This window comes from Microcoleus sp. POL10_C6 (assembly GCF_036701585.1).
Lineage (GTDB): Bacteria > Cyanobacteriota > Cyanobacteriia > Cyanobacteriales > Microcoleaceae > Microcoleus.
Genome location: NZ_JAUBRB010000033.1, coordinates 1 through 19703 on the forward strand (window position 1 = coordinate 1; position 19703 = coordinate 19703).

Sequence of the window (19703 nt, forward strand, 5' to 3'; positions counted from 1 at the left end):
GAGATTGCACTCACTTTTTTCACTTCTCTATTTTATTGCGATCGCATTCCTCTTTAAAAACTGTCCGGAGTATTGATAGGTCTGTTCCACAGTAATGTTCACGATTGGCGCAAACCTTTACAAAAATTAATTCACCTTGACAATCGGCTTACCGAATATCTCTGATTCACTACGCACAGTTTTGGCTCATATTTCGCAGATGTAACTCATCTTATTGCAATAGTCCGGACAGTTTTTAATTCGCAGTCTGAAACCCGGGATTTCCGGGAAAGTAACTCGATATGTAAAGCTATCATCAAAAAAGCGATATTTTCGTCAGGACTTACGCAAAAAGTGGTTTGACTCGCCGCGAATTATAGTGGCTTCAGTCCTCGAATTTTATGAGGACTGAAGTCCGAACGATCGAACCAGTTTTCTGTTCTTAGCTAGACAATGTAGGGAGAATCGATCGCCTTTGCCCGATTAATCGCCACCAAAGTCTGGTAAATCAAAGCCGAAATCTCAGCGCGGGTAATATCCCGCTGCGGCGAAAGCCAATCGCGGGAAGGATAATTAACCACAATCTTCAAAGCAGTTGCTGTGGCGATCGCACTTAAAGCAAAATTAGGAATTTGAGAACGATCGTTGTAAACTTTCAAAGAATCAGGATTGCCGCCCTTGAGTTCCAAACCGTTAACCAAAGACACGATCGCCTCACTCTTAGTCAAATTCTGATTCGGCCCGAACTTCAACCCCGGAAACCCCGCCAAAAACCCCCCCCGATTTGCCCGTTCGATCGCACTTCTCGCCCAAAAAGTAGCAGAAACATCAATAAAATTTGTAGCCGGAACCCTCGGAATCGGACTAAACGCACTCACCAACAGCGCCGCATATTGAGCACGATTTAAACTGTCATCAGGCCGAAAAGAACCGTCAGGAAAACCGCTAATTATATTCGCCGCAGCCAAAGCTTCAATAAACTTCTGTGCCCAATGTCCAGAAATATCACTGAACACCGCACCGCCGATATTCGGATTGCCGCCACCCTTTCTCACCGCAGCTTGCACAGCTTTAAAAGCATTCACTTTCCCGTAACCAAACCAATCGCTGCGGCCGTTGTTAGGATCGTAATTTCCCAGGCGATTGCCCAACTGGGGATCGGGATCGGGATCGACAATTTTCTCAGCAGTTTGTTCGAGAATTCCCCGCACTTCCCGCGCCGTCAAACGGGGGTTAGCCGAAAGTATCAACCCTGCAACCCCAGCGACTACGGGAGTGGCGCTGGAAGTACCGCCAAAAGTATCAGTATAGTCCCCCCAGTCGTAGCCCCGATCGCCGACTCGATCGGCAGTAAACACCCCCAAACCGGGCAAATACTGCGTCACCTCCGGCGGCGTGCCGATAAATCCGGTTTCGGGCAACCAAGTTCCCGGCGGTGCGTTGTTGCTGGGGGCGCAAACCGAGATGCTGCTGCCCCAATTGCTGTAGGCTGCTTTTTTGTTGAGGGAAGTGGAAGCGCTGACGGCAATTACGTCGGGGTGAACGGCAAATCCGTTTAGCCATCTAGTTTGACCCTCCACAACGTTGTTTGGCCAGCCTTTCTCGTTAATTGTGCCGTTAACTGGGCGGTTGGCATTCCCCGCCGCGAACAGAATAACGCAGCCTCTGCCGCCCCGCCCTTGGGTTGCTGCTTTGGTGATAACGGCACTCTGCCGCAGGGAAAGGGGATAGTAAACTGCCGCAGGCCCCCAACTGCAAGAAATGACGGCGGCACCTTTTTCGATCGCCCAATTAAATATTTTTTCGACAGAATTGTCATCGAGAAAACCACTGGTACGGATGGGCATCAGGGCGCATCCGGGGGCGACGCCGACAATGCCATTGCCGTTTTCTTCAGCAACGGCCACGCCGGCACAACTTGTGCCGTGGTTGTCTGAGTCGGCGACTGGCATCGGGGAAGTGTCGCCGTCTTTGAAATCGATGGGGGAGACGATTTTGCCTTGGCCTTGAAAATCTGGGTGGGTGATGTCAACTGAATCGTCGGCGATCGCAATTACGATCGATCGAACTCCGCGAGTCATGTCCCAAGCTGGTTCGGCATAAATTTGAGCACCGCCGACAAGTTCCTTGCCGCCTTTGTTATTGAGATACCACTGTTTGGGATAAAGCGGATCGCGGGGCGTGTAATGCTGCTGTGTCTCTACTAAAATGTTTGGTTCCGCTACGAGAACTTCTGGATATCTTGTCAGGCGGTTGGCAATTTTGACCGGGTTTTCTGTTGCTTGTTTGGTGACTTCGCAGACGAAAGTGTTGGGAATTCCTTCTACTGGTCGGACTATTTTTAAAGCTGCTGCATTGGCGATCGTCTTTCGCGATTGTTCATCTACTTGTTCGCCAAATTGAATAGTAATTTGGTCGGTTAAATAAAAGAATGTACTCGGATTGTTCGCGGGGCAATAGACGTGGCTGGCAAAAGCTACGGCATCGCTGGCGCGGGCTGCTTGCATTGCTGCTTCTAGGCTAGAGGGCGCAACGAGATATTCTTCGAGATTACTTTGGCCGACGCGACGGTTGAGTTTTGCCCCAGTTGTTGCAGCCCAATCGTTTGAGGCTGATGCTGTTGATGAGGGGCGGACTGTAAAGCGATCGTCCGCTTTTGACAGCAGCAATTCATCACCGCCACGCTGCAAAATCACTGCCAGACTTTCATCGGGAACTCCAATCCCTTGATAGTTTTGGAGAGTCTCGGAGGTGGGTTTGCTTGGTTGTACCATCAGAAATGTTCCTGTTTGATTTTGATGTAGATTTATCACACATATTTATAAGCTGTCAGGGAGGTTTTTGCTATGAGGGGTTTGAAGCTGTAACTAACAGCGGTAGTTTTTCCATCAGTCCGCGTCGGACTTAGTTTGTGCGATCGCGTTGCTAGCGGTTTCAACCGCCGAGTCTTTTTCTATATCAGCGAGTTTTTCAGATAAACACGCTCAAATAAACACGCTAGGATTAACATTAAAAAATTCTCCCAGCGCGTTAGCTTGCGCCTTGCTAATCGCCCGTTTCCCATTAACCACCTCAGAGACTACTCCTTTGGAACCAATCACCCCCACTAAATCGGCTTGTTTGAGTTCACGAACTTCCATGAGATGCAATAGAACATCCTGGGGAGTCGCTTCTGGAATTGGGTAATATTTTGATTCGTATTCTTCGATCAACAGCCCCCAGAGACTCAGTAAAGTTTCTTCTTCTAGTGTTAATTCTTCCTGGGACATCAGAGATCCTAATTCTGCGAGGGCAAGATCGTAATCTTCTTCGTTCAGGATTGGCTTAGGCTGCGATTTCGCCAGCAGTTGACCGTAAGCTGTTCTTTGAATTGCGATATTCATGGTTCGTTCGATTCTTGAATTAGATGGGGACTTACCCATCAAAACCAAAAAAACCGGGTTTTCCACCATTTTTCAAGCCTCAAAGGCAGTATTTAGGTAAAAAAACCGGTTTCTGCATCCAGGACTATATTGCCGGGATCTGTCCAATCCCCCGCGATTTCTTTTTTCAATCCAAAATCTAAAATCCAAAATCTAAAATCCAAAATCGATCGCACCCTTTGACATTTCAACAAATTTGGTTTACACTTAGCCGGTTGCGATCGCCAATGGTAAGATCGGCTCAAGCTAAATATTTTTTTAAAGCGCACAGGCGCAAAGTAATTTCATGGTATACTCTGGAACTGTTTGCTGGCTTCGCTCCACTGCCCGGATTACGATCGGGGCGATCGCAGCTTTTACCCTATTGCAACCGCTCCAAGTCCAAGCACAACAACCTTCTGGGCCAGAGAACCAACAGCAAATCGAGCCCGCCGACGACCCCACAGACCCCAACAATCTTCGCCCTCTGACGCAAGACAGCAGCTTGCTGAGCGTCCCAGGAGGCCAGCGTTTGATGACAGAAGCCAGCAGTGCTATTTCCTCTCAGAATTACGCACTCGCTACTCAAAAGCTCCAAGAATCCCGCCAAATTTTCAATCAACTGTCCAACTTCTACCAACAACTGGGTAGCAGTTTTGCCGGAATTGACATTCGCTTGGCCGAAAGCCACCGCACCAAAGCTGTAGAAACGGCTCAAATGCGCGACGAAGCTACCTACCGGCTGGCGTTGGTACACCGGGCGCAAAATAAGCCCGAACTGGCTGTACCCCTGCTAATTCAGATTATTCGATCGCAGCAGCCAACTCGCGACTTGGGCAAGAAAGCTTACCAGCAGTTACTGGAATTGGGTTTTGTGGATTCGCCCTTTCCCCGGCCGGCCAGCGCTCAACCGAGTTCATCGACAAAATAGTTCCACTAAAATCTAAATTACAGCCGTTTATCAGAGAAACCAATGGTTACACCGTCTCAAGTAGCAGAAATGATTAAGGCAGGGTTGCCCGACGCTAAAATACAAGTTGAGGATTTGACCGGTGGCGGTGACCACTACCAGGCGAGAGTCGTCTCTGCAGCCTTTGAAGGAAAAAGCCGAGTACAGCAGCACCAACTGGTTTACGGCGCTCTCAAACAGGCAATGGCTAGTGAAGCCATCCACGCTTTGGGCTTGGAAACCTTAACTCCCGCAGAATGGGAAGCGAAAAGTCAAGTTGCTTAATTGTTGAGTAGCAATTGGATATCACAAGTTTGTGCTTGTGTCAATAGTTGCTTGAAATATAGTTGCTTGAAATACAACTGCTGCACTTACGCACAAAAACCACAAAAACCCGGTTTTTTTTACCGGAATCTATGGCTGTAACGAAAGATTTTCGTAAAAAACGCGGTTTCTGCGTCAGTCAACGTTTAAAAATTTTCAAACAATATTAGGACCTACCATGAGTACAACAGCACATCAAAGAATTGACGAGTTGGTTAAGCAAAACAAAATCATGGTGTTTATGAAGGGCAATAAGTTAATGCCCCAGTGTGGTTTTTCTAATACTGTGGTGCAAATTCTCAATACTTTGGGAGTGCCTTACGAAACTGTTGATGTTTTGGCAGACCAGGAAATTCGTCAAGGCGTTAAAGAGTATTCTCAATGGCCGACAATTCCCCAAGTTTATATCAACGGGGAGTTTATTGGCGGCTCGGATATTATGATCGAGATGTATCAAAAGGGCGAATTGCAAGAAGTTGTAGAAGTGGCTTTGGCTTCTTAAATTAGACCTAAAAAACATTTCCCCGACTTCTTTAAGAAGTCGGGGAAATAACAGCAATCGCGTTTTACGTTGAATTAGGTTGATTTACTTAATTATTCGTTACCAGGCAAAGCCTAGGAACGCAATGCAGTGGGCTAGGCATCGAATTTTTAGGCTCCCAAAGCGAGGCCGAGCCTGTGGACATCGGTTCCGAGGCATAGCCAGGGAACCCGTTAAAATTGCCAATTCCCAATTCCCAATTCCCAATTCCCAATTCCCAATTCCCAATTCATCAAGGGTTTATCAAACCGAATTTGCTATTTAATAGTAGTCTGCTTCAGTTTGGGTCTGTGGCATTGCAAAATTGGAGGGGTCGTGAATGTAACGCGCTGCTTCTTCCTCTAGTCTATGAATCAGATAGGGTTCCAGGCCGTTGGAATGCCGCAGGGCTGCTAAATAGCCGTCTAAGTAAAGCCGCAGGTCATCGAAGCGATAACCTCTATTCCACATTTCGACGAGGGCGTCGGTGAGTTTTTGGTAGTGCCGGATTGTTTGGGTGTCTTGTAGCATGGTATGAGCTTGAAATCCTTTGTGGTTTGTATAATGACGGCGGGATTTAGGAAAGGCCTCGATTGATGCTGAGTGGCTCAGCTTGAGGCTATTTCTAAATAAAAGTTTTTACCCTGCTCAACAGGCTACCCTCCATAAAAAATTTCACTCGTTGCAATGCAGTTGCTCGACTTTTTGCGCGCACCTAGATAATTCGCTGTGCGTTTAATTAAGTCGGGATGTGGCTGAATTTGACGGTCAAAGTGGCTGAGTGTTCCGGCTACCGAGCGAACGGTTGGAGGAATTCTAGTTTCACTTGCGCGATTTGTCAACCTCCTGGGAGTGGGGGCTGGGTCGGGGGGATCGCTTTTAGCAGGCGGTTGGGGCATGGGATCGATCGGCTTTACACTGTCTTATTTTCATTGTAAGCTTACCGCCAGAATGATTTCACCTTTCTGCAGGCTGACCCTGCCAAATTAACCCAATCTTTAAAATTCGTACCCTAGGTATGTCCGCTGCTTTAAATGCAGCTAATGCTTGAGTAGCGATGGTTACAAAAGCTTGACAAAAGCTCTGTTAACCTTGTAGCAATTAGTGATATGGGAAGCTCGCCTCTGTGGAATCTGCAAGTATTTCAATTGTTGAAGGGAATCCGCACCTGCGATCGCTCTTGGGCTGGCATCTACAGCAAGTCGGTCACTGGGTGCACCAGTCAGCGGATATCAGTCACGCTAGGGAAATATTTTTCAGCCGTCAGCCAACCCTAGTCATTCTGGATGCCCAATTGCCGGATGGGGATGGTTTGGAATTTTGCAACTGGCTGCAACAGCAGCAGCAGTCGCTGATTTTGATGCTGTCGGCGCGGAATTCGGAATCGGATATTGTTGAAGGTTTGAAGGCGGGCGCAGACGATTACCTGACTAAACCCTTTGGGATGCAAGAGTTTATGGCCAGGGTGGAAGCTCTGATGCGCCGTAACCGCACGATGGTACCGCCGGCGACGCTGGAGTGCGGGCTGCTGAAAATTGATTTGGTGCAGCGCCGAGTCAGGTTGTACGAGGAACATATTGAGCTGACTCCCCAGGAATTTAGCCTGCTGTACGTGCTAGCTCAAGCTGGAGGAGTGCCGCTGTCGCGCTCGGATTTGCTGCGTCGGGCCTGGCCCGATGCGATTGATAACCCCCGGACGATCGACACTCACGTACTCTCTCTGCGTAAAAAAATCGAAATCGACCCGCGACAACCGAGCCTGATTCAAACTGTGCGGAATGTCGGCTACCGACTCAATCTGGAGTTGTTGAATGGGAATCAACGGCTTTCTCCGCTGGTACCGGGAGCTGTGAGTTCTTAGACTACGATCGAGCTATAAGTAGGATTTTATTTTGAGAATTGATTGGCGATCGCATCTGTTTTCGCAGCCATAATAAAATCATTGCGATGCAGTCCAGAAATCGCGTGAGTCCACCAAGTCACGGTAACTTTTCCCCACTCGGTTAACAGTGCGGGGTGATGTCCTTCGGTTTCTGCTGCTTCGCCGACGCTGTTTGTAAAGGCGATCGCACTTTTGAAATCCGGGAATTCGTAGGTACGTTCTATTTTGGGAATGCCATTTTTTTCGATTAAATTCCAATCGGGAATTTGAGGTTTGAGTTGGACAATTTCGTAAGCTGTGACGCGGGGAGAGTTTGGGCGGCAGGCGGCACAGCGTTCTGTTGCTAAAGGTTCCATAAATTGCTTGTTAGCGAGAAGATGCTAAAAGATATTATAGACATTTCTAATCTGAATTATTTTGGGCGGGGCAACTGTCCTTTAGGAGTGACGTAGAGAGTGCGATCGAAATCGTTCAAAAAACCGATGAGCAATCATTTAAAGCTTTTGGAAATAATAGTTCACAGTGGAATCGCTTAAACCGATAATATCAGGAAGGGGCGGGTTGATTTGGCTATCTTTCTGAGATTGTAAACCTTGGTGAAGCCGCCCCTCCAAGTGCGCTTAACCGATAATTTTCTTAATCAAATCCAACTTACCTAGATAGGGAGCGTACCGCCATTTTAAGTCAAGTAAAAATGACTTTTGCAGCACGCTTTTGTAATGAGAAAAAGTATCAAAACTCGCTTTTGCGTGATAGCTACCGATGCCGCTTTCACCAACTCCGCCAAAAGGTAAATCTTTTACTCCCACTTGCATAACCGTGTCGTTGAGACAAACTCCCCCCGAAGAAGTTTCCCGCAAAACTCGCTCTTGTTTCTCTTTATCCTTCGAGAACAAATACAAAGCTAAGGGTTTGGGACGGGCGTTGATTTGGGCGATCGCCTCTCCAAAATCATCATACTCCAAAACTGGCAAAATCGGCCCAAAAATCTCATCCTGCATCACCGGCGAATCCCAGGAAACACGATCTAAAACCGTCGGTGCAATATATCTATCTTCCGGCTTAACTTCCCCACCGACGACAATTTCTCCATCTTTGATAAACGCACTCAAACGGTCTAATTGCCGCTGGTTGATAATCCGCGAATAGTCGGGACTTGTTTGCGGATTGTCGCCGTAAAATTCGTGAATGACTGTTTTAATTGCTGTCATCAAAGCAGGTTTAACTTTTTTATCAACTAATAGGTAATCGGGAGCAATGCAAGTTTGTCCTGCATTGATAAATTTGCCCCATGCAATGCGTTTTGCGGTGTATTCAACCTGAATGTCGGAGTCTACAATGCAAGGACTTTTGCCACCTAATTCCAAGGTTACAGGTGTCAGGTGTTTAGCGGCAGCTTCCATGACAATTCGACCGATTTTTGTGCCTCCGGTAAAGAAGATGTGGTCGAATTTTTCCGCTAATAATTGTTGGCTGATTTCGACTCCTCCTTCGACGGCGGCTACGTAGGCGGGATCGAAGGTTTTGGATATCATGTCGGCGACAACTGCCGAGGTGTGTGAGGCGATTTCCGAAGGTTTGAGAAGTGCACAGTTGCCGGCGGCGATCGCCCCGACTAAAGGTGATATCATTAGCTGAAATGGGTAATTCCAAGGCCCGATGATTAACACTACGCCCAAAGGTTCAGGGTAAATGCGGGCTGATGCTGGGAATTGATCTATCGAAGCAGGCACTTTTCTCGGCTTTACCCACGATTTGAGGTTTTTGAGGGCATAATTAACTTCGGCAATCGATGCGATTTCAAGATAAGCCTCGAATTCCGGCCGACCCAGGTCTGCCTTGACAGCCTCGACTATTCGTGATTGATTAAGTTCGATCGCACTTTTAAGATTCTTGAGTTCTTCGATCCGAAAATCGACATCCTTAGTTTTCCCAGTTGCAAAAAATTGCCGCTGCTGCTGGATAATATCGCTGACGCTGATTACCATCTTTTGTCCTCCATGTCTATAAATAAATGTTACAACAGTAAAAGGAAAGTCGGGTAAAGTGCGATCGGTGTTAAAGCGTAGACTTCTGGAATAAGTCTGCGATCTGGGCTTTATGCTATAACTTATAAGGTATTAATTGTAGATTTTTAATGTGAGTTAAGTCATGAAAATATCTAAGAACGATTTTTTTTTCTATTCCTGCTGGCTGCTTTGCTTGCTTGCAGTAGCAGGATGTACCTCTAAGCCCGCAAAGCAAGTTGTCATCTGCTCAAAAGACTTTACCGAACAAGCCATTCTCGCAGAAATTTTAGCACAGCACATCGAAGCTAAAACAGATATCAAAGTAGAACGAGAACTGAATCTCGGAGGTTCGCTTTGCCATCAATCCCTAACAGCAGGTAAAATCGATTTGTACGTCGAATATACGGGTACTGCTTACGCCAACCTGCTCAAACAGAAACCGATTTCTGACCCCAAAAAAGTCCTCGATTACCTCAAACAAGAATATCCCAAACAGTTTAAAGCAGAATGGACGGAACCGCTAGGATTTAATAACAGTTTTGCGATTATTGTGCGGGGAGACGATGCCAAAAAACTCAATTTACAAACTCTCTCGCAACTTGGGAAAGCTTCACCTAACCTCCGGGCTGGTTTCGGCCCAGAATTTAACGAGAGAGAAGATGGCTTTCCCGGATTGGCTAAAACTTACGGGATTAAATTTCGAGAACAACCGAAGGAATTGCTGTTAGGATTGCTTTATCAAGCGCTGCAACAAAAAGAAGTAGATGTGATTGCTGGTAATACGACGGACGGTTTGATTCAAAGTTTGGGTTTAGTAGTTCTCAAAGATGACAAGAACTATTTCCCGCCCTACGAAGCAGTTCCGGTTGTGCGATCGCAAGTTTTGGAAAAATACCCGGAATTGCGTCCAGTCCTCGCACAATTGGGTGGCAAAATCTCTGAGGAAGATATGCGACGACTCAACTATCAAGTTGATAAGAAACAGCAGGAAGCCGGACAAGTGGCGCGGGAGTTTTTGCAGCAAAAGTTGGGCGTGTCAAAGCCATAAGACCTGTTGCATAAATCTTTGATTGATAGGTCAACCGCAGATGTTAGGCAGATAAACACAGATAAACGCAGATAATGTTAAGAAGACCGGGCGCTGGAAACCGCGTCTATAAAAAGAAAACCCGCCTGGTGCGGGTTGAAGAACAGGCGGTTAAAATTACCTTATTTTTTTCAGTCCGCTTGGAGTGGAGTTCGTTTTTGTAGGCGCGGTTTCAACCGCCGTCTTTGCTCTTAATTCACTTCACTCAGCCTCCGCAAATTCAAAATATCGCTCATCTTTTTAATTTGCATACAAGTCCGCTCAAACTGTTGTTTATCCTGGATATCCATGCACAAGTCAATTAATGCCGGCAATCCGGGGTAGGTTTTGACTTGAGCGCTGCGGACGTTTACTTGGTTGTCCTTTAAATGCGATAAAACATCATTGAGAACTCCCACTCGATCGAGGGCTTCAATTTGAATGTTAACCGGATAAGTGTTGGGTCGAGATTCATTGCGGTTGCTGGAATTCCAACTCACAGGAACCAACCGATCCCCAGGTACGCTTTCAACATTTGAACATCCTTGCCGGTGAATCGAAATTCCGCGAGTGCGAGTCACAACTCCAATAATTGATTCCCCAGGAATCGGACAGCAACAGCCGGATAAATGGTAAAGCAATCCCTCTACCCCTGCGATCGGCGATTTGCTCGGAGACGAACTCGGTACTGGTTTCGGTGTCGTCGATGCAGGTATGAGCATGGGCACTTCGTGGGTTCCTGCGGGAGCAGCTTCAATTTTTTGCTGCACTTTTACTAAATCTCGCAGTCGATTTACTACGAGATTTAGGGTGACTTCGCCGTAGCCCAAACCGGCGATTAAATCTTCGACGCTGTGGTAGTTGCAGCGCTGAGCCACAGACTGCATGGGTTCAGATTTCAGCAAAGATTCTAATCCGTTTTTACCTAATTCTTTTTCCAGCAATTCCCGCCCGCGAGCAAGATTTTCATCTCGGTGCGATCGCTTCAACCACTGACGAATTCGGTTTTTTGCTCCGTTTGTCTTGACAAAATTCAGCCAGTCGGAACTGGGATGACCATTTTTTTGGGTCAAGATTTCTACAATATCGCCATTCTTTAAAACCTTGTCTAGTGTTACCATTCGCCCGTTGACTCTGGCACCGGTGCAGTGATTACCAATTTCGGTGTGAATGCGGAAAGCAAAATCTACGGGAGTTGACCCGCTATTGAGAGCAATTACGTCTCCGTTAGGAGTAAAAACGTAAATATCTTCGTCGAATAAGTTGTCCTTAATGCTTTGTAAATATTCGCGATCGTCTTTGAGGTCGCTTTGCCATTCTAGGAGTTGTCGCAGCCAAGTAAATTTTTCGTCATCGCCGGTGACTTTTGTGTTAGAACCGCCAGTTTCTTTGTATTTCCAGTGCGCGGCAATGCCGTATTCTGCAATGTGGTGCATTGCTACGGTGCGAATTTGCACTTCGATGGGGCGGCCGCTGGTTCCGATTACTCCGGTGTGCAATGATTGATAGCGGTTGGCTTTTGGTAAACCGATATAATCTTTAAAGCGGCCGGGAATCGGGCGGAAAGAATCGTGGACGATCGCCAAAGCCCGATAACAGTCATCATTAGTTTCTACTATGATCCGCACCGCCGCAATATCGTACACTTGCTTAAACCCTTTTTGGCGGCGCTGCATCTTCCCGTAAATCCCGTACAAATGTTTGGGACGACCGCTAACTTCATAGCATTTAATGCCTAAATTGTCAAGCCTTTCTCGCAAACTATCTGTGACTTCTGCGAGTTGAGTTTCTCGATCGGCCCGCTTCTCGGCCACCAATTCCTGAATTTCGCGGTAAGCTTCGGGTTCCAGGTATTTAAACGCTAAATCTTCCAATTCCCACTTAAAGCGGCCGATACCCAAACGGTTTGCTAGGGGAGCAAAAATATCTCGGGTTTCTAAGGCAATACTGCGCTGCTTTTCTTCGGACAAATGCTCCAAAGTCCTCATGTTATGCAGCCGATCTGCCAGTTTGACGACAATGACGCGAATATCTTTAGCCATTGCTAGAAACATTCGGCGGAAATTTTCCGCAAGGCGCTCTGTTTTGCTGGAAAAATTAAATTTAGAAAGCTTGGTGACACCTTCAACCAACTGTCGCACTTCGGCGCCGAACCGTTGTTCTATTTCTTCGAGAGTAATATCTGTATCTTCAACAATGTCGTGGAGGAAGCCCGCGGCAATCATGACGTTGTTGCCGCCCATATACCGGAGTATTCCAGCCACAGCTACCGGATGGCAAATGTAAGGTTCTCCCGATTTGCGGTATTGTCCTTCGTGCAAGTCGCGGGCAAATTCAAAGGCCCGACAAATTAAGCTGTCGTCAGTCGAACAATTCGGGTTAGAGCCCCCATCCGGCTGCGATCGATTATTCAGGCATTCTTGCAGCCAATCGGGAACTACGGCAGGATCGATCGAAGGAGAGGGAGTCAGAGTGTTCGCGTTCATGGGGTACACCTTTAAAACTTAGAAATACAAATGGTTAAAAGCCGGTTTCCGGTTGAATTGCCGAAATTATGTGTTTAGCTATACTAAACTAATTGAATGCCACAATTTGCAATTCAAAAAAATAGTCGATTTTTCTCAAACTATACCTATGTAATCCGGAGTCGCCCCCCCTCGGAGGTAGGAAAATATAGTGACACCACTGCCGCCGCCGCAGTCTGTCGAACGAGGAAAATCGGGTAAAATCAGCAGATTTGGGCGGTAGCCGTGGAGGTTGCGGGGGATCGGCATTTACCGGCAACGCTAAACTAAAAGCAGCAGCCAGAAGGGTAGAGTTAGGGCAGAAAATCGAAAAAAGTTCTCACAAAACAGGGAATTGCTCCAAAAACGCACCGCTTCCCTCCATATGAGCAAACTTAAGTAAGTATCTACTTTGATTATAAATACAAATTTGTTTACAAAATCATGATATTGTCCGAAGACCGCCGCCAGTGCTACCAAGAATTACAGCAAGCACTAGAACAACTACAAAGAACTGCTGCACAGGATAATGTGGATCGGGTCGCGCTGGCGATCGAATACACAAAAGTGCAACAATTTTTCGGAAACCAAATTATGAGAGCCGAAAGCGATGAGTTAGACGCCTCAGAAACACCCCCAGAGCAGTCCTATTTGACGGAAATTCACAAGCAACTGCGGTTATTGGGGACAGATGTCACCTTTTTGCAAGCGTCGCGCCAGCCAGCGACAGCAAAGGCGAGGCAAACTGCGGCGATCGCGCGGCTTAACACGCTAATTGGCTACTGTGGCGCGCTGCTGCAAAAAAATTCTGGTTCTTCAGGGCCCGCCTAGATACAGAATTAATAATTGAATTAACAGGGAATTAATAAGGCAAGGAGAAATAAAGCGGTGGAATGTCCAAAATGTAAACATCCCAATTTAGAAGGCGGTACCTTAGCCGGCCGTATGTCGGTGCAGTGGTGTCCCAACTGTTACGGTATCTGGATTCCAGGCCGAGAATACGAAGCTTGGCAAAAAGAGCAAAGCCAGTGGTACAACAAATCCGAGAAGCCTGATGCGACAGCGACTCTCGGCATAGAATTCACGCCGTCTCCCTACGACAGCAAAGCAGCGCTGTGTCCCGAAGACGGTCACTATCTGTCGCGGGCGAAAGTTCCTTTCAGCAGAGTGCCCTTTTACATAGAGCGCTGTATGTTGTGCGGGGGCATTTGGTGCGATAACGGCGAGTGGGACATTCTCGAAAGTCTGGGATTCCACACCGAGATTGACAAGATGTTTTCTCCGAATTGGCAAGCTAAGGCCCGCGTGCAAGAACTCGCCTCTAGGGAACGTCAAGTGCTGACTGAGAAGCTGGGGCCGGATATCGCCGGATATGTATTGGAACTCGCGGAAGTTTTAGCAGACCATCCTCACGCAGATTGTGCCGCTACTTACATACTGCGGAGAGCTGAGTTGAAGCGAAGGGAAATTTAGTCAGTTGATGGTTGTCAGTTGTCAGTTGTTAGTTGTCAGTTGTCAGTTGTCAGTTATCAGTTGCTCGGTGAATGATGTACTAATAAAAGCTTTGTTTGTAGCTATTTTTATTTGTATTTACAAACAGCAGAGCAGTCTCTTGCCAATAACTAATAACTCTGGAACACTAAGAAGTAACAACTAACAGCCAGTATATTGACCATTAAATAACAAATAACAAATAACAACTGACCACTGACTACTGACTAAGGACTAATGACTAATGACTAATGACTCTTCTCTATTTTCCGTTGACAATCTGCGAGTAGCTTATCCTCAGCGGCGGGGCCAATCCGGTTGGGCCGTTGACGGGGTTTCCCTGACGCTGAAACCGGGGGAAAAGCTCGGATTAGTTGGGGAGTCTGGGTGCGGTAAGTCAACTTTGGGAAGAGCGGCGATGCGGTTGCTGCCGGATTCAACGCTGATTGAGGGGCGAGTTAGTTTTGCTGGAGAGTCGGTGTTCGATATGAATGCTTCGCGGCTGAGACAATTTCGGGGCGAAGCTGTAGCATTGATTTTTCAAGATCCGATGACTCGTCTCGATCCTTTGATGACTGTAGGAGAACATTGCATCGAGACTTTGCAAGCTCACAGACCGAATTTGGATCGCAAGCAAGCTAAGAAACGGGCGATAGAAACTCTGGAAGCTGTGAAAATTCCCGCGTCTCGCTGGTCGCAATTTCCCCACGAATTTAGCGGCGGAATGCGGCAAAGAGTAGCAATTGCTTTGGCTCTTTTGCTCGATCCCAAATTAATTGTGGCGGACGAACCGACTACAAGTTTGGACGTAACTGTAGCTGCTCAGATTTTGCAGGAATTAACCAGACTTTGCGAGGAACGGGGAACGGCTATTTTGTTGATTTCTCACGATTTGGCGATGGTGGCTGAGTATTGCGATCGCATTGCGGTGATGTACGGCGGTAAAGTCGTAGAAACAGGGCCGGTGCTAAACGTGTTTGAAAAGCCGCAGCACGAATATACTCGATCGCTCCTCAAAGCAGCTTTGCACATTCAAGCCGATTCTGACAAAGGATTAGCATTCGAGGAAATCAGGACTGAAGCCGTTACTGCAAACTCAACAAATTCGCCTCTTTTGACCGTAACGAATTTGCAGCAACACTACAGTTTAGAAAGCAATTTATTAGATCAGTTGTTTTCCAGGAATCGCCAGGTAATTAAAGCAGTAGACGGCGTTAGTTTAGAGCTACAACGGGGAGAAATCCTAGGGCTGGTGGGGGAGTCCGGCTGCGGCAAAAGTACCTTGTCACGCACGATTTTGCAGCTAATTACCGCGACTGGTGGCAAAGTGGAATTTCAAGGAATAGATATAACTGCCCTGAACCGCGATGCTGTGAGGAAGCACCGCCGCGAAATGCAAATGATCTTTCAAGACCCCCACGCTTGCCTGAATCCGATGATGACTGTCGGGCAAAGTATTGCTGACCCTTTGTTTATTCACAAATTAGCTAATGGCAGCGAAGCTAAAAAACAAGTAATCCAAATGTTAGAGCGGGTAGGTTTAAGTCCAGGGGAGGATTTCTTTCGTCGCTATCCGGGGGAATTGTCAGGAGGACAACAGCAGCGAGTTTCGATCGCCCGCGCTTTAATTACTCGGCCGCAACTGATAATTTGCGACGAACCTGTGAGTATGCTGGATGCCAGCGTGCAGACTCAAGTTTTAGAGCTGATGTTGGAGTTGAAGCAGGAATTTAATTTGACTTATCTGTTCATTACGCACGATTTGTGGGTGGCGAGATTTTTTTGCGATCGCATTGCGGTAATGAATGCCGGAAAAATTGTTGAAATCGGTAAGACTAGAGATATTTTTACTAATCCGCAGCACCCTTATACTCAGCAATTATTGCAGGCAGCTCCTTTACTGGCTCGAACTCAATAGAAAGGTATAAAATTGGGGCCATCTAATTTCTGTCACGGGCTTCTAGATGGATTTCGGAAATTTCCGGTTAAATTGGTTAAAGTTAAGGGATACTTTTCAAATCCTTCCACCGACACCAAGCACGATATGGCAGAATCTGACCTAGGCAGTTTTGCGGTGGCACCCGAAGCCTCATTCGCGATCGCACAAGATGAAGACACTGAGATCGATCGTCCGACGGTAACTCGATCGTCAGCATACAACAACTGGTCTGCCGACGATCCAGTGGGAGCTTTGTTCAAGGAAATGGCTCGGTATCCTCTACTGACAGCAGCCGAAGAAGTAGAGTTAGCGCGCCGCGTTCAAGAATTGGTAGCCCTGGATGAACTAGAACAGCGTTTGCAGCAGGAATTCGACAGAGTGCCGACAAAAGCTGAACTCGCAACGGCTTTGGGGATAAGCGAAACTCAACTGCAACAGCTTCGCCACCAGTGTCAGTCGGCGAAACGGAAAATGATCAGCTCGAATTTGCGCTTGGTGGTTTCGATTGCCAAACGCTATCTTAATCGGGGCGTGCCTTTTCTCGATTTAATTCAGGAAGGAGCTTTGGGTTTAAACCGGGCCGCCGAAAAGTTCGATCCGGAGAAGGGTTACAAGTTTTCTACTTATGCCTATTGGTGGATTCGCCAAGGAATTACCCGGACAATTGCCAATCAAGGGCGGACGATTCGCTTGCCGGTTCACATTGTCGAACAGTTAAATAAACTCAAAAAAGTTTATCGCGATTTGAGGCGTTCTCTTCAACGCAATCCAACTGAAACTGAACTTGCTAGAGAAATGCAAGTTTCTTGCGAACAGCTTCGCTACCTCCAGCAAGTACGTCGGCAATCTTTGTCTCTCAACCACCGCATCGGCTCAGAAGAAAGTTCGGAACTTTTGGATGTTCTGGAAGATAACGCGACGCAATCTCCCGAAGCTCAGATGAATGAGATGATGATGCGCCAAGATATTTTGGAGGTGTTGGACAGTATTTTGACTGAGCGGGAAAAAGAGATTGTTGCTATGCGTTACGGTTTGCTGACGGGCGAACCTTACACTTTAGAAGAGGTCAGCAGTTTGTTCAATTTGTCCCGCGAACGAGTCCGTCAAATTCAAAATAAGGCAATGCGAAAGCTGCGCCGCCCTCAAGTGACGGAACGATTGAAGGGCTGGTTGAAATAAGCAAAAAAAATTGAGTTGGCATTGTGAAAAATATTAAAATTATTGTGGGTGGGCACTCCAAGGCTGCCCTAAATATGCTAATTCAAGGTTGACAAACTTAATTAAAAATTACAAATCAAAAATGTCTTGATGTGGTATTTTTAATTGTTGATTGTCGCGTCCTACTTACTTATTTATGTCTTCTGAGGTAATTTTGCGCCCAGCTACCCGCGCTGACGTGCCGGTGCTGTTTGATTTGATTAAAGCTTTAGCTGACTACGAAAAATTATCTCATGCCGTTACTGGCAATGCCGTTGATTTGGAGCATCATTTGTTTGGCGATCGACCTTTTGCTGAAGCGATTTTAGCCGAGTGCGAAAATCGAGTTGTGGGCTGGGCGCTGTTTTTTTACAATTATTCTACTTTTTTGACTCAGCCGGGAATTTATTTGGAAGATTTGTTTGTGATCCCTGAGTTTCGAGGGCGGGGAATTGGCAAGTCTTTGATAGTTTATTTAGCGCAGTTGACGGTGGAAAGGGGCTGCGGGCGTTTGGAATGGAGTGTTTTGGATTGGAATGAATTGGCGATCGGATTTTACAAGGGTATCGGTGCTGATGTGATGCCCGACTGGCGGATTTGCCGGGTTGCGGGCGAGTCTTTGGCAACTTTGGCATCGAAGTAATTCAGGGTGGGCTAGGAGCAACGCCCCACAAAAAATTCATCTGTTCCACACACAGGCATCTTGCCTGTGTGTGGAACAGGCATCTTGCCTGTGTGCGGAACAGGCATCTTGCCTGTTAAGCTAAAAGGCCGCACTCCGGTTAATTAATACCGACCTACTTAAGTGGCAAAAATATAGGAAAATTTAAGTAACAGTAGATTTTGATTGAGAGAGTAGATCGTGATTATTTGGGTAAACGAGCAAATCGATCCGTCTGGTATTCTTTATTCTTGCATTGCTTGTTGCGATGAGACTCAAGCGAAGGATTGCCACGAATCTTTTGAGAAGAATTTGACGGCAGAGCAAAAACAGCAGGGCTGGGTTGCTACTTTGCGGACTGTTAGTTCTTGGGATGAGGTGCCTGTTAATGCTTTGAAATTGAATTAATGAGTGCAAGTCATCAGCAGCTTTAGTGTCGCCCTGTTTCCGTTCGCTCGAAACGGTAGGAAAACGGGGGACATCTGTTTGGAAAAGGCAAGATAGCTCGATCGCACATTTGTCAAATTAAAAAAGGTTGTGTGAATCAGAAGGCAAAAAGCTACAAGCGTTTGGGGCTGCCAGTCTGAGCATTTTGCCCTGCAAGGTGGGGGAATTGGGGCGGAAATTTTCCGGCTTGCACTGCTGCGAACACGCTAGGACGAAAAAGCGTGCAAGTGCGCTCCTCTTCGAGGGCTCCGCTAACGACAATTCGCATTTCTTAAACGGATTTTAGCATTACTATTAATAGATAGAGGCATTTCCAATTGTCTAGTTAAATTTTTATGATTGAAACCTTATTTCACGCTTATACGCCTCTAGTTATCTGGACTGGCTTAGGACTGCTGCTGTTTCGGTACATCCCAGTTGACTTTCCCAAGCTGCTGAGCTACTTTCTTTTCTGGATTGGGATACCGCTGCAAATTCTAGTTTTAGCCCGTCACAGCGAATTTTCGGGTGCTGTGGGATTCACACCTGCGATCGCCATATTCGTGTTATTTCTGAGTACGAGTTTTGCTTGGCTGACTTGGGTATTATTGCGTAGGCTGAGTGCGGCCCACATCAAAAAGCCCTATTTTCAGGGCAAAAATTCTCTGGTAAATTTATTTTTATTAAATTTTAATTCCCTGAAGCGATCGAGCGAAGGGAGTTTTATCCTAGCTTCGATGTTAGGGAATACGGGCTTTGTTGGATTAGCAATCACCCCGTCTATCATCAGCACCGATAACACCAACTGGGCTGTCTTGTACAGCGTCACTAACAATGTTATTGGAACTTATTGTTTCGGTGTATTTATTGCTAGCTATTTCGGGAACTCCGAGCAAAAAAATCACTGGTGGACTCAGATCCGGGACGTGCTGACAGTTCCCGCTCTGTGGGCATTTTTAATTGGTTTTTATACTAGAAACATCCCCCTGCCCGAGATAGTGGAATCGGGATTGCAGACTGCTGTTTGGGTGGTAATTGCCAGTGCTTTGCTGCTGGTTGGCATCCGGCTGAGGTCTATTAAGAAATGGGAAAGTTTTGAACTGGCGTTAATCCCGTCGCTGTTAAAAGTGGTAATTGTGCCGGTGCTGATCGGATTGGGTGCTAGTTATTTCGGATTGAGCGGCGATCCGAGGTTCGTGTTGGTGTTGATGTCGGGAACGCCCACAGCTCTTTCTGTGCTGATTTTAGCAGAAGTCTACGAGCTCGATCGCGATTTGTTAGCTAGCAGCATCGCCATAACTTCCGTCGGGTTGCTGTTGATGCTTCCGCTGTGGTTAGCTGGGTTTAGTTAATAT

The 19703-nt window shown here is 46.8% G+C and carries 19 protein-coding genes; 12 read left to right on the plus strand and 7 right to left on the minus strand.

What is annotated here, in order from left to right:
* Positions 1–425: 425 nt before the first annotated feature.
* Positions 426–2753: a S8 family serine peptidase gene (locus tag QUA34_RS18525; RefSeq protein ID WP_333388863.1), complete on the minus strand. Its 2328-nt coding sequence runs from the start codon at positions 2751–2753 to the stop codon at positions 426–428.
* A gap of 210 nt (positions 2754–2963) precedes the next feature.
* Complete coding sequence (locus tag QUA34_RS18530; RefSeq protein WP_333388864.1) at positions 2964–3362, minus strand: transcriptional regulator; 399 nt, start codon at positions 3360–3362, stop codon at positions 2964–2966.
* Positions 3363–3687: 325 nt separating this feature from the next.
* Between QUA34_RS18530 and QUA34_RS18535 the strand changes: the two genes are divergently transcribed.
* From QUA34_RS18535 to grxD, 3 genes are all read left to right on the plus strand, one after another.
* Complete coding sequence (locus QUA34_RS18535) at positions 3688–4311, plus strand: hypothetical protein (protein ID WP_333388865.1); 624 nt, start codon at positions 3688–3690, stop codon at positions 4309–4311.
* A gap of 42 nt (positions 4312–4353) precedes the next feature.
* Positions 4354–4614 (plus strand): BolA family transcriptional regulator, encoded by a 261-nt coding sequence (locus QUA34_RS18540; RefSeq protein ID WP_333068825.1) that lies wholly within the window; start codon positions 4354–4356, stop codon positions 4612–4614.
* Between the two features lie 217 nt (positions 4615–4831).
* Positions 4832–5155 (plus strand): Grx4 family monothiol glutaredoxin, encoded by a 324-nt coding sequence (grxD, locus tag QUA34_RS18545; protein ID WP_006634036.1) that lies wholly within the window; start codon positions 4832–4834, stop codon positions 5153–5155.
* A gap of 300 nt (positions 5156–5455) precedes the next feature.
* On the opposite strand, the gene QUA34_RS18550 is transcribed toward grxD, so the two are convergent.
* Positions 5456–5704, minus strand: coding sequence for a DUF6761 family protein (locus QUA34_RS18550; RefSeq protein WP_006634037.1), 249 nt, complete (start codon positions 5702–5704; stop codon positions 5456–5458).
* A gap of 595 nt (positions 5705–6299) precedes the next feature.
* On the opposite strand from QUA34_RS18550, the gene QUA34_RS18555 reads away from it, so the two are divergent.
* Positions 6300–7034: a response regulator transcription factor gene (locus QUA34_RS18555; protein ID WP_333324629.1), complete on the plus strand. Its 735-nt coding sequence runs from the start codon at positions 6300–6302 to the stop codon at positions 7032–7034.
* 26 nt (positions 7035–7060) lie between these two features.
* On the opposite strand, the gene QUA34_RS18560 is transcribed toward QUA34_RS18555, so the two are convergent.
* Both QUA34_RS18560 and QUA34_RS18565 read right to left on the minus strand, forming a co-directional pair.
* Entirely contained in the window at positions 7061–7411 is a 351-nt protein-coding gene (locus QUA34_RS18560) for a 4a-hydroxytetrahydrobiopterin dehydratase (RefSeq protein WP_333324631.1), read from the minus strand.
* Between the two features lie 264 nt (positions 7412–7675).
* Positions 7676–9043 carry an aldehyde dehydrogenase gene (locus tag QUA34_RS18565; protein ID WP_333388866.1) on the minus strand — a complete coding sequence of 456 codons (1368 nt, stop codon included), beginning with the start codon at positions 9041–9043 and terminating at the stop codon, positions 7676–7678.
* A gap of 163 nt (positions 9044–9206) precedes the next feature.
* Between QUA34_RS18565 and QUA34_RS18570 the strand changes: the two genes are divergently transcribed.
* Positions 9207–10112, plus strand: coding sequence for a glycine betaine ABC transporter substrate-binding protein (locus QUA34_RS18570; protein ID WP_333324635.1), 906 nt, complete (start codon positions 9207–9209; stop codon positions 10110–10112).
* Positions 10113–10342: 230 nt separating this feature from the next.
* Here the strand turns inward: QUA34_RS18570 and QUA34_RS18575 are convergent, their stop codons facing one another.
* Positions 10343–12616 (minus strand): bifunctional (p)ppGpp synthetase/guanosine-3',5'-bis(diphosphate) 3'-pyrophosphohydrolase, encoded by a 2274-nt coding sequence (locus tag QUA34_RS18575; RefSeq protein ID WP_333388867.1) that lies wholly within the window; start codon positions 12614–12616, stop codon positions 10343–10345.
* 462 nt (positions 12617–13078) lie between these two features.
* On the opposite strand from QUA34_RS18575, the gene patD reads away from it, so the two are divergent.
* The 6 genes from patD (at position 13079) to QUA34_RS18605 (ending at position 18330) form a co-directional block, all read left to right on the plus strand.
* Positions 13079–13465 (plus strand): heterocyst frequency control protein PatD, encoded by a 387-nt coding sequence (gene patD, locus QUA34_RS18580; RefSeq protein WP_333324639.1) that lies wholly within the window; start codon positions 13079–13081, stop codon positions 13463–13465.
* Between the two features lie 57 nt (positions 13466–13522).
* On the plus strand, positions 13523–14107 hold the full coding sequence (locus QUA34_RS18585; protein WP_333052547.1) for a zf-TFIIB domain-containing protein: 585 nt from the start codon (positions 13523–13525) through the stop codon (positions 14105–14107).
* A gap of 262 nt (positions 14108–14369) precedes the next feature.
* Positions 14370–16043 carry an ABC transporter ATP-binding protein gene (locus QUA34_RS18590; protein ID WP_333324641.1) on the plus strand — a complete coding sequence of 558 codons (1674 nt, stop codon included), beginning with the start codon at positions 14370–14372 and terminating at the stop codon, positions 16041–16043.
* 126 nt (positions 16044–16169) lie between these two features.
* Positions 16170–17243, plus strand: coding sequence for an RNA polymerase sigma factor, RpoD/SigA family (locus QUA34_RS18595; protein WP_333324643.1), 1074 nt, complete (start codon positions 16170–16172; stop codon positions 17241–17243).
* Positions 17244–17418: 175 nt separating this feature from the next.
* A complete protein-coding gene (locus QUA34_RS18600; protein ID WP_333324645.1) occupies positions 17419–17904 on the plus strand; it encodes a GNAT family N-acetyltransferase in 486 nt (161 codons plus the stop codon).
* A 219-nt stretch (positions 17905–18123) separates the two neighbouring features.
* Complete coding sequence (locus QUA34_RS18605) at positions 18124–18330, plus strand: glycogen debranching protein (protein ID WP_333038077.1); 207 nt, start codon at positions 18124–18126, stop codon at positions 18328–18330.
* 151 nt (positions 18331–18481) lie between these two features.
* On the opposite strand, the gene QUA34_RS18610 is transcribed toward QUA34_RS18605, so the two are convergent.
* Positions 18482–18637, minus strand: coding sequence for a hypothetical protein (locus tag QUA34_RS18610; RefSeq protein WP_333388868.1), 156 nt, complete (start codon positions 18635–18637; stop codon positions 18482–18484).
* A gap of 67 nt (positions 18638–18704) precedes the next feature.
* On the opposite strand from QUA34_RS18610, the gene QUA34_RS18615 reads away from it, so the two are divergent.
* Positions 18705–19700: an AEC family transporter gene (locus QUA34_RS18615; protein ID WP_333324649.1), complete on the plus strand. Its 996-nt coding sequence runs from the start codon at positions 18705–18707 to the stop codon at positions 19698–19700.
* The last annotated feature ends 3 nt before the right edge of the window (positions 19701–19703 follow it).

Coding starts and splice junctions, on each gene's coding strand:
- QUA34_RS18535 (WP_333388865.1), top strand. CDS start 3,688: ATGGTATACTCTGGAACTGTTTGCTGGCTTCGCTCCACTGCCCGGATT.
- QUA34_RS18575 (WP_333388867.1), bottom strand. CDS start 12,616: ATGAACGCGAACACTCTGACTCCCTCTCCTTCGATCGATCCTGCCGTA.
- QUA34_RS18590 (WP_333324641.1), top strand. CDS start 14,370: ATGACTAATGACTCTTCTCTATTTTCCGTTGACAATCTGCGAGTAGCT.
- grxD (WP_006634036.1), top strand. CDS start 4,832: ATGAGTACAACAGCACATCAAAGAATTGACGAGTTGGTTAAGCAAAAC.
- QUA34_RS18550 (WP_006634037.1), bottom strand. CDS start 5,704: ATGCTACAAGACACCCAAACAATCCGGCACTACCAAAAACTCACCGAC.
- QUA34_RS18570 (WP_333324635.1), top strand. CDS start 9,207: ATGAAAATATCTAAGAACGATTTTTTTTTCTATTCCTGCTGGCTGCTT.
- QUA34_RS18560 (WP_333324631.1), bottom strand. CDS start 7,411: ATGGAACCTTTAGCAACAGAACGCTGTGCCGCCTGCCGCCCAAACTCT.
- QUA34_RS18525 (WP_333388863.1), bottom strand. CDS start 2,753: ATGGTACAACCAAGCAAACCCACCTCCGAGACTCTCCAAAACTATCAA.
- QUA34_RS18610 (WP_333388868.1), bottom strand. CDS start 18,637: ATGCGAATTGTCGTTAGCGGAGCCCTCGAAGAGGAGCGCACTTGCACG.
- QUA34_RS18595 (WP_333324643.1), top strand. CDS start 16,170: ATGGCAGAATCTGACCTAGGCAGTTTTGCGGTGGCACCCGAAGCCTCA.
- QUA34_RS18565 (WP_333388866.1), bottom strand. CDS start 9,043: ATGGTAATCAGCGTCAGCGATATTATCCAGCAGCAGCGGCAATTTTTT.
- QUA34_RS18530 (WP_333388864.1), bottom strand. CDS start 3,362: ATGAATATCGCAATTCAAAGAACAGCTTACGGTCAACTGCTGGCGAAA.
- QUA34_RS18600 (WP_333324645.1), top strand. CDS start 17,419: ATGTCTTCTGAGGTAATTTTGCGCCCAGCTACCCGCGCTGACGTGCCG.
- patD (WP_333324639.1), top strand. CDS start 13,079: ATGATATTGTCCGAAGACCGCCGCCAGTGCTACCAAGAATTACAGCAA.
- QUA34_RS18615 (WP_333324649.1), top strand. CDS start 18,705: ATGATTGAAACCTTATTTCACGCTTATACGCCTCTAGTTATCTGGACT.
- QUA34_RS18540 (WP_333068825.1), top strand. CDS start 4,354: ATGGTTACACCGTCTCAAGTAGCAGAAATGATTAAGGCAGGGTTGCCC.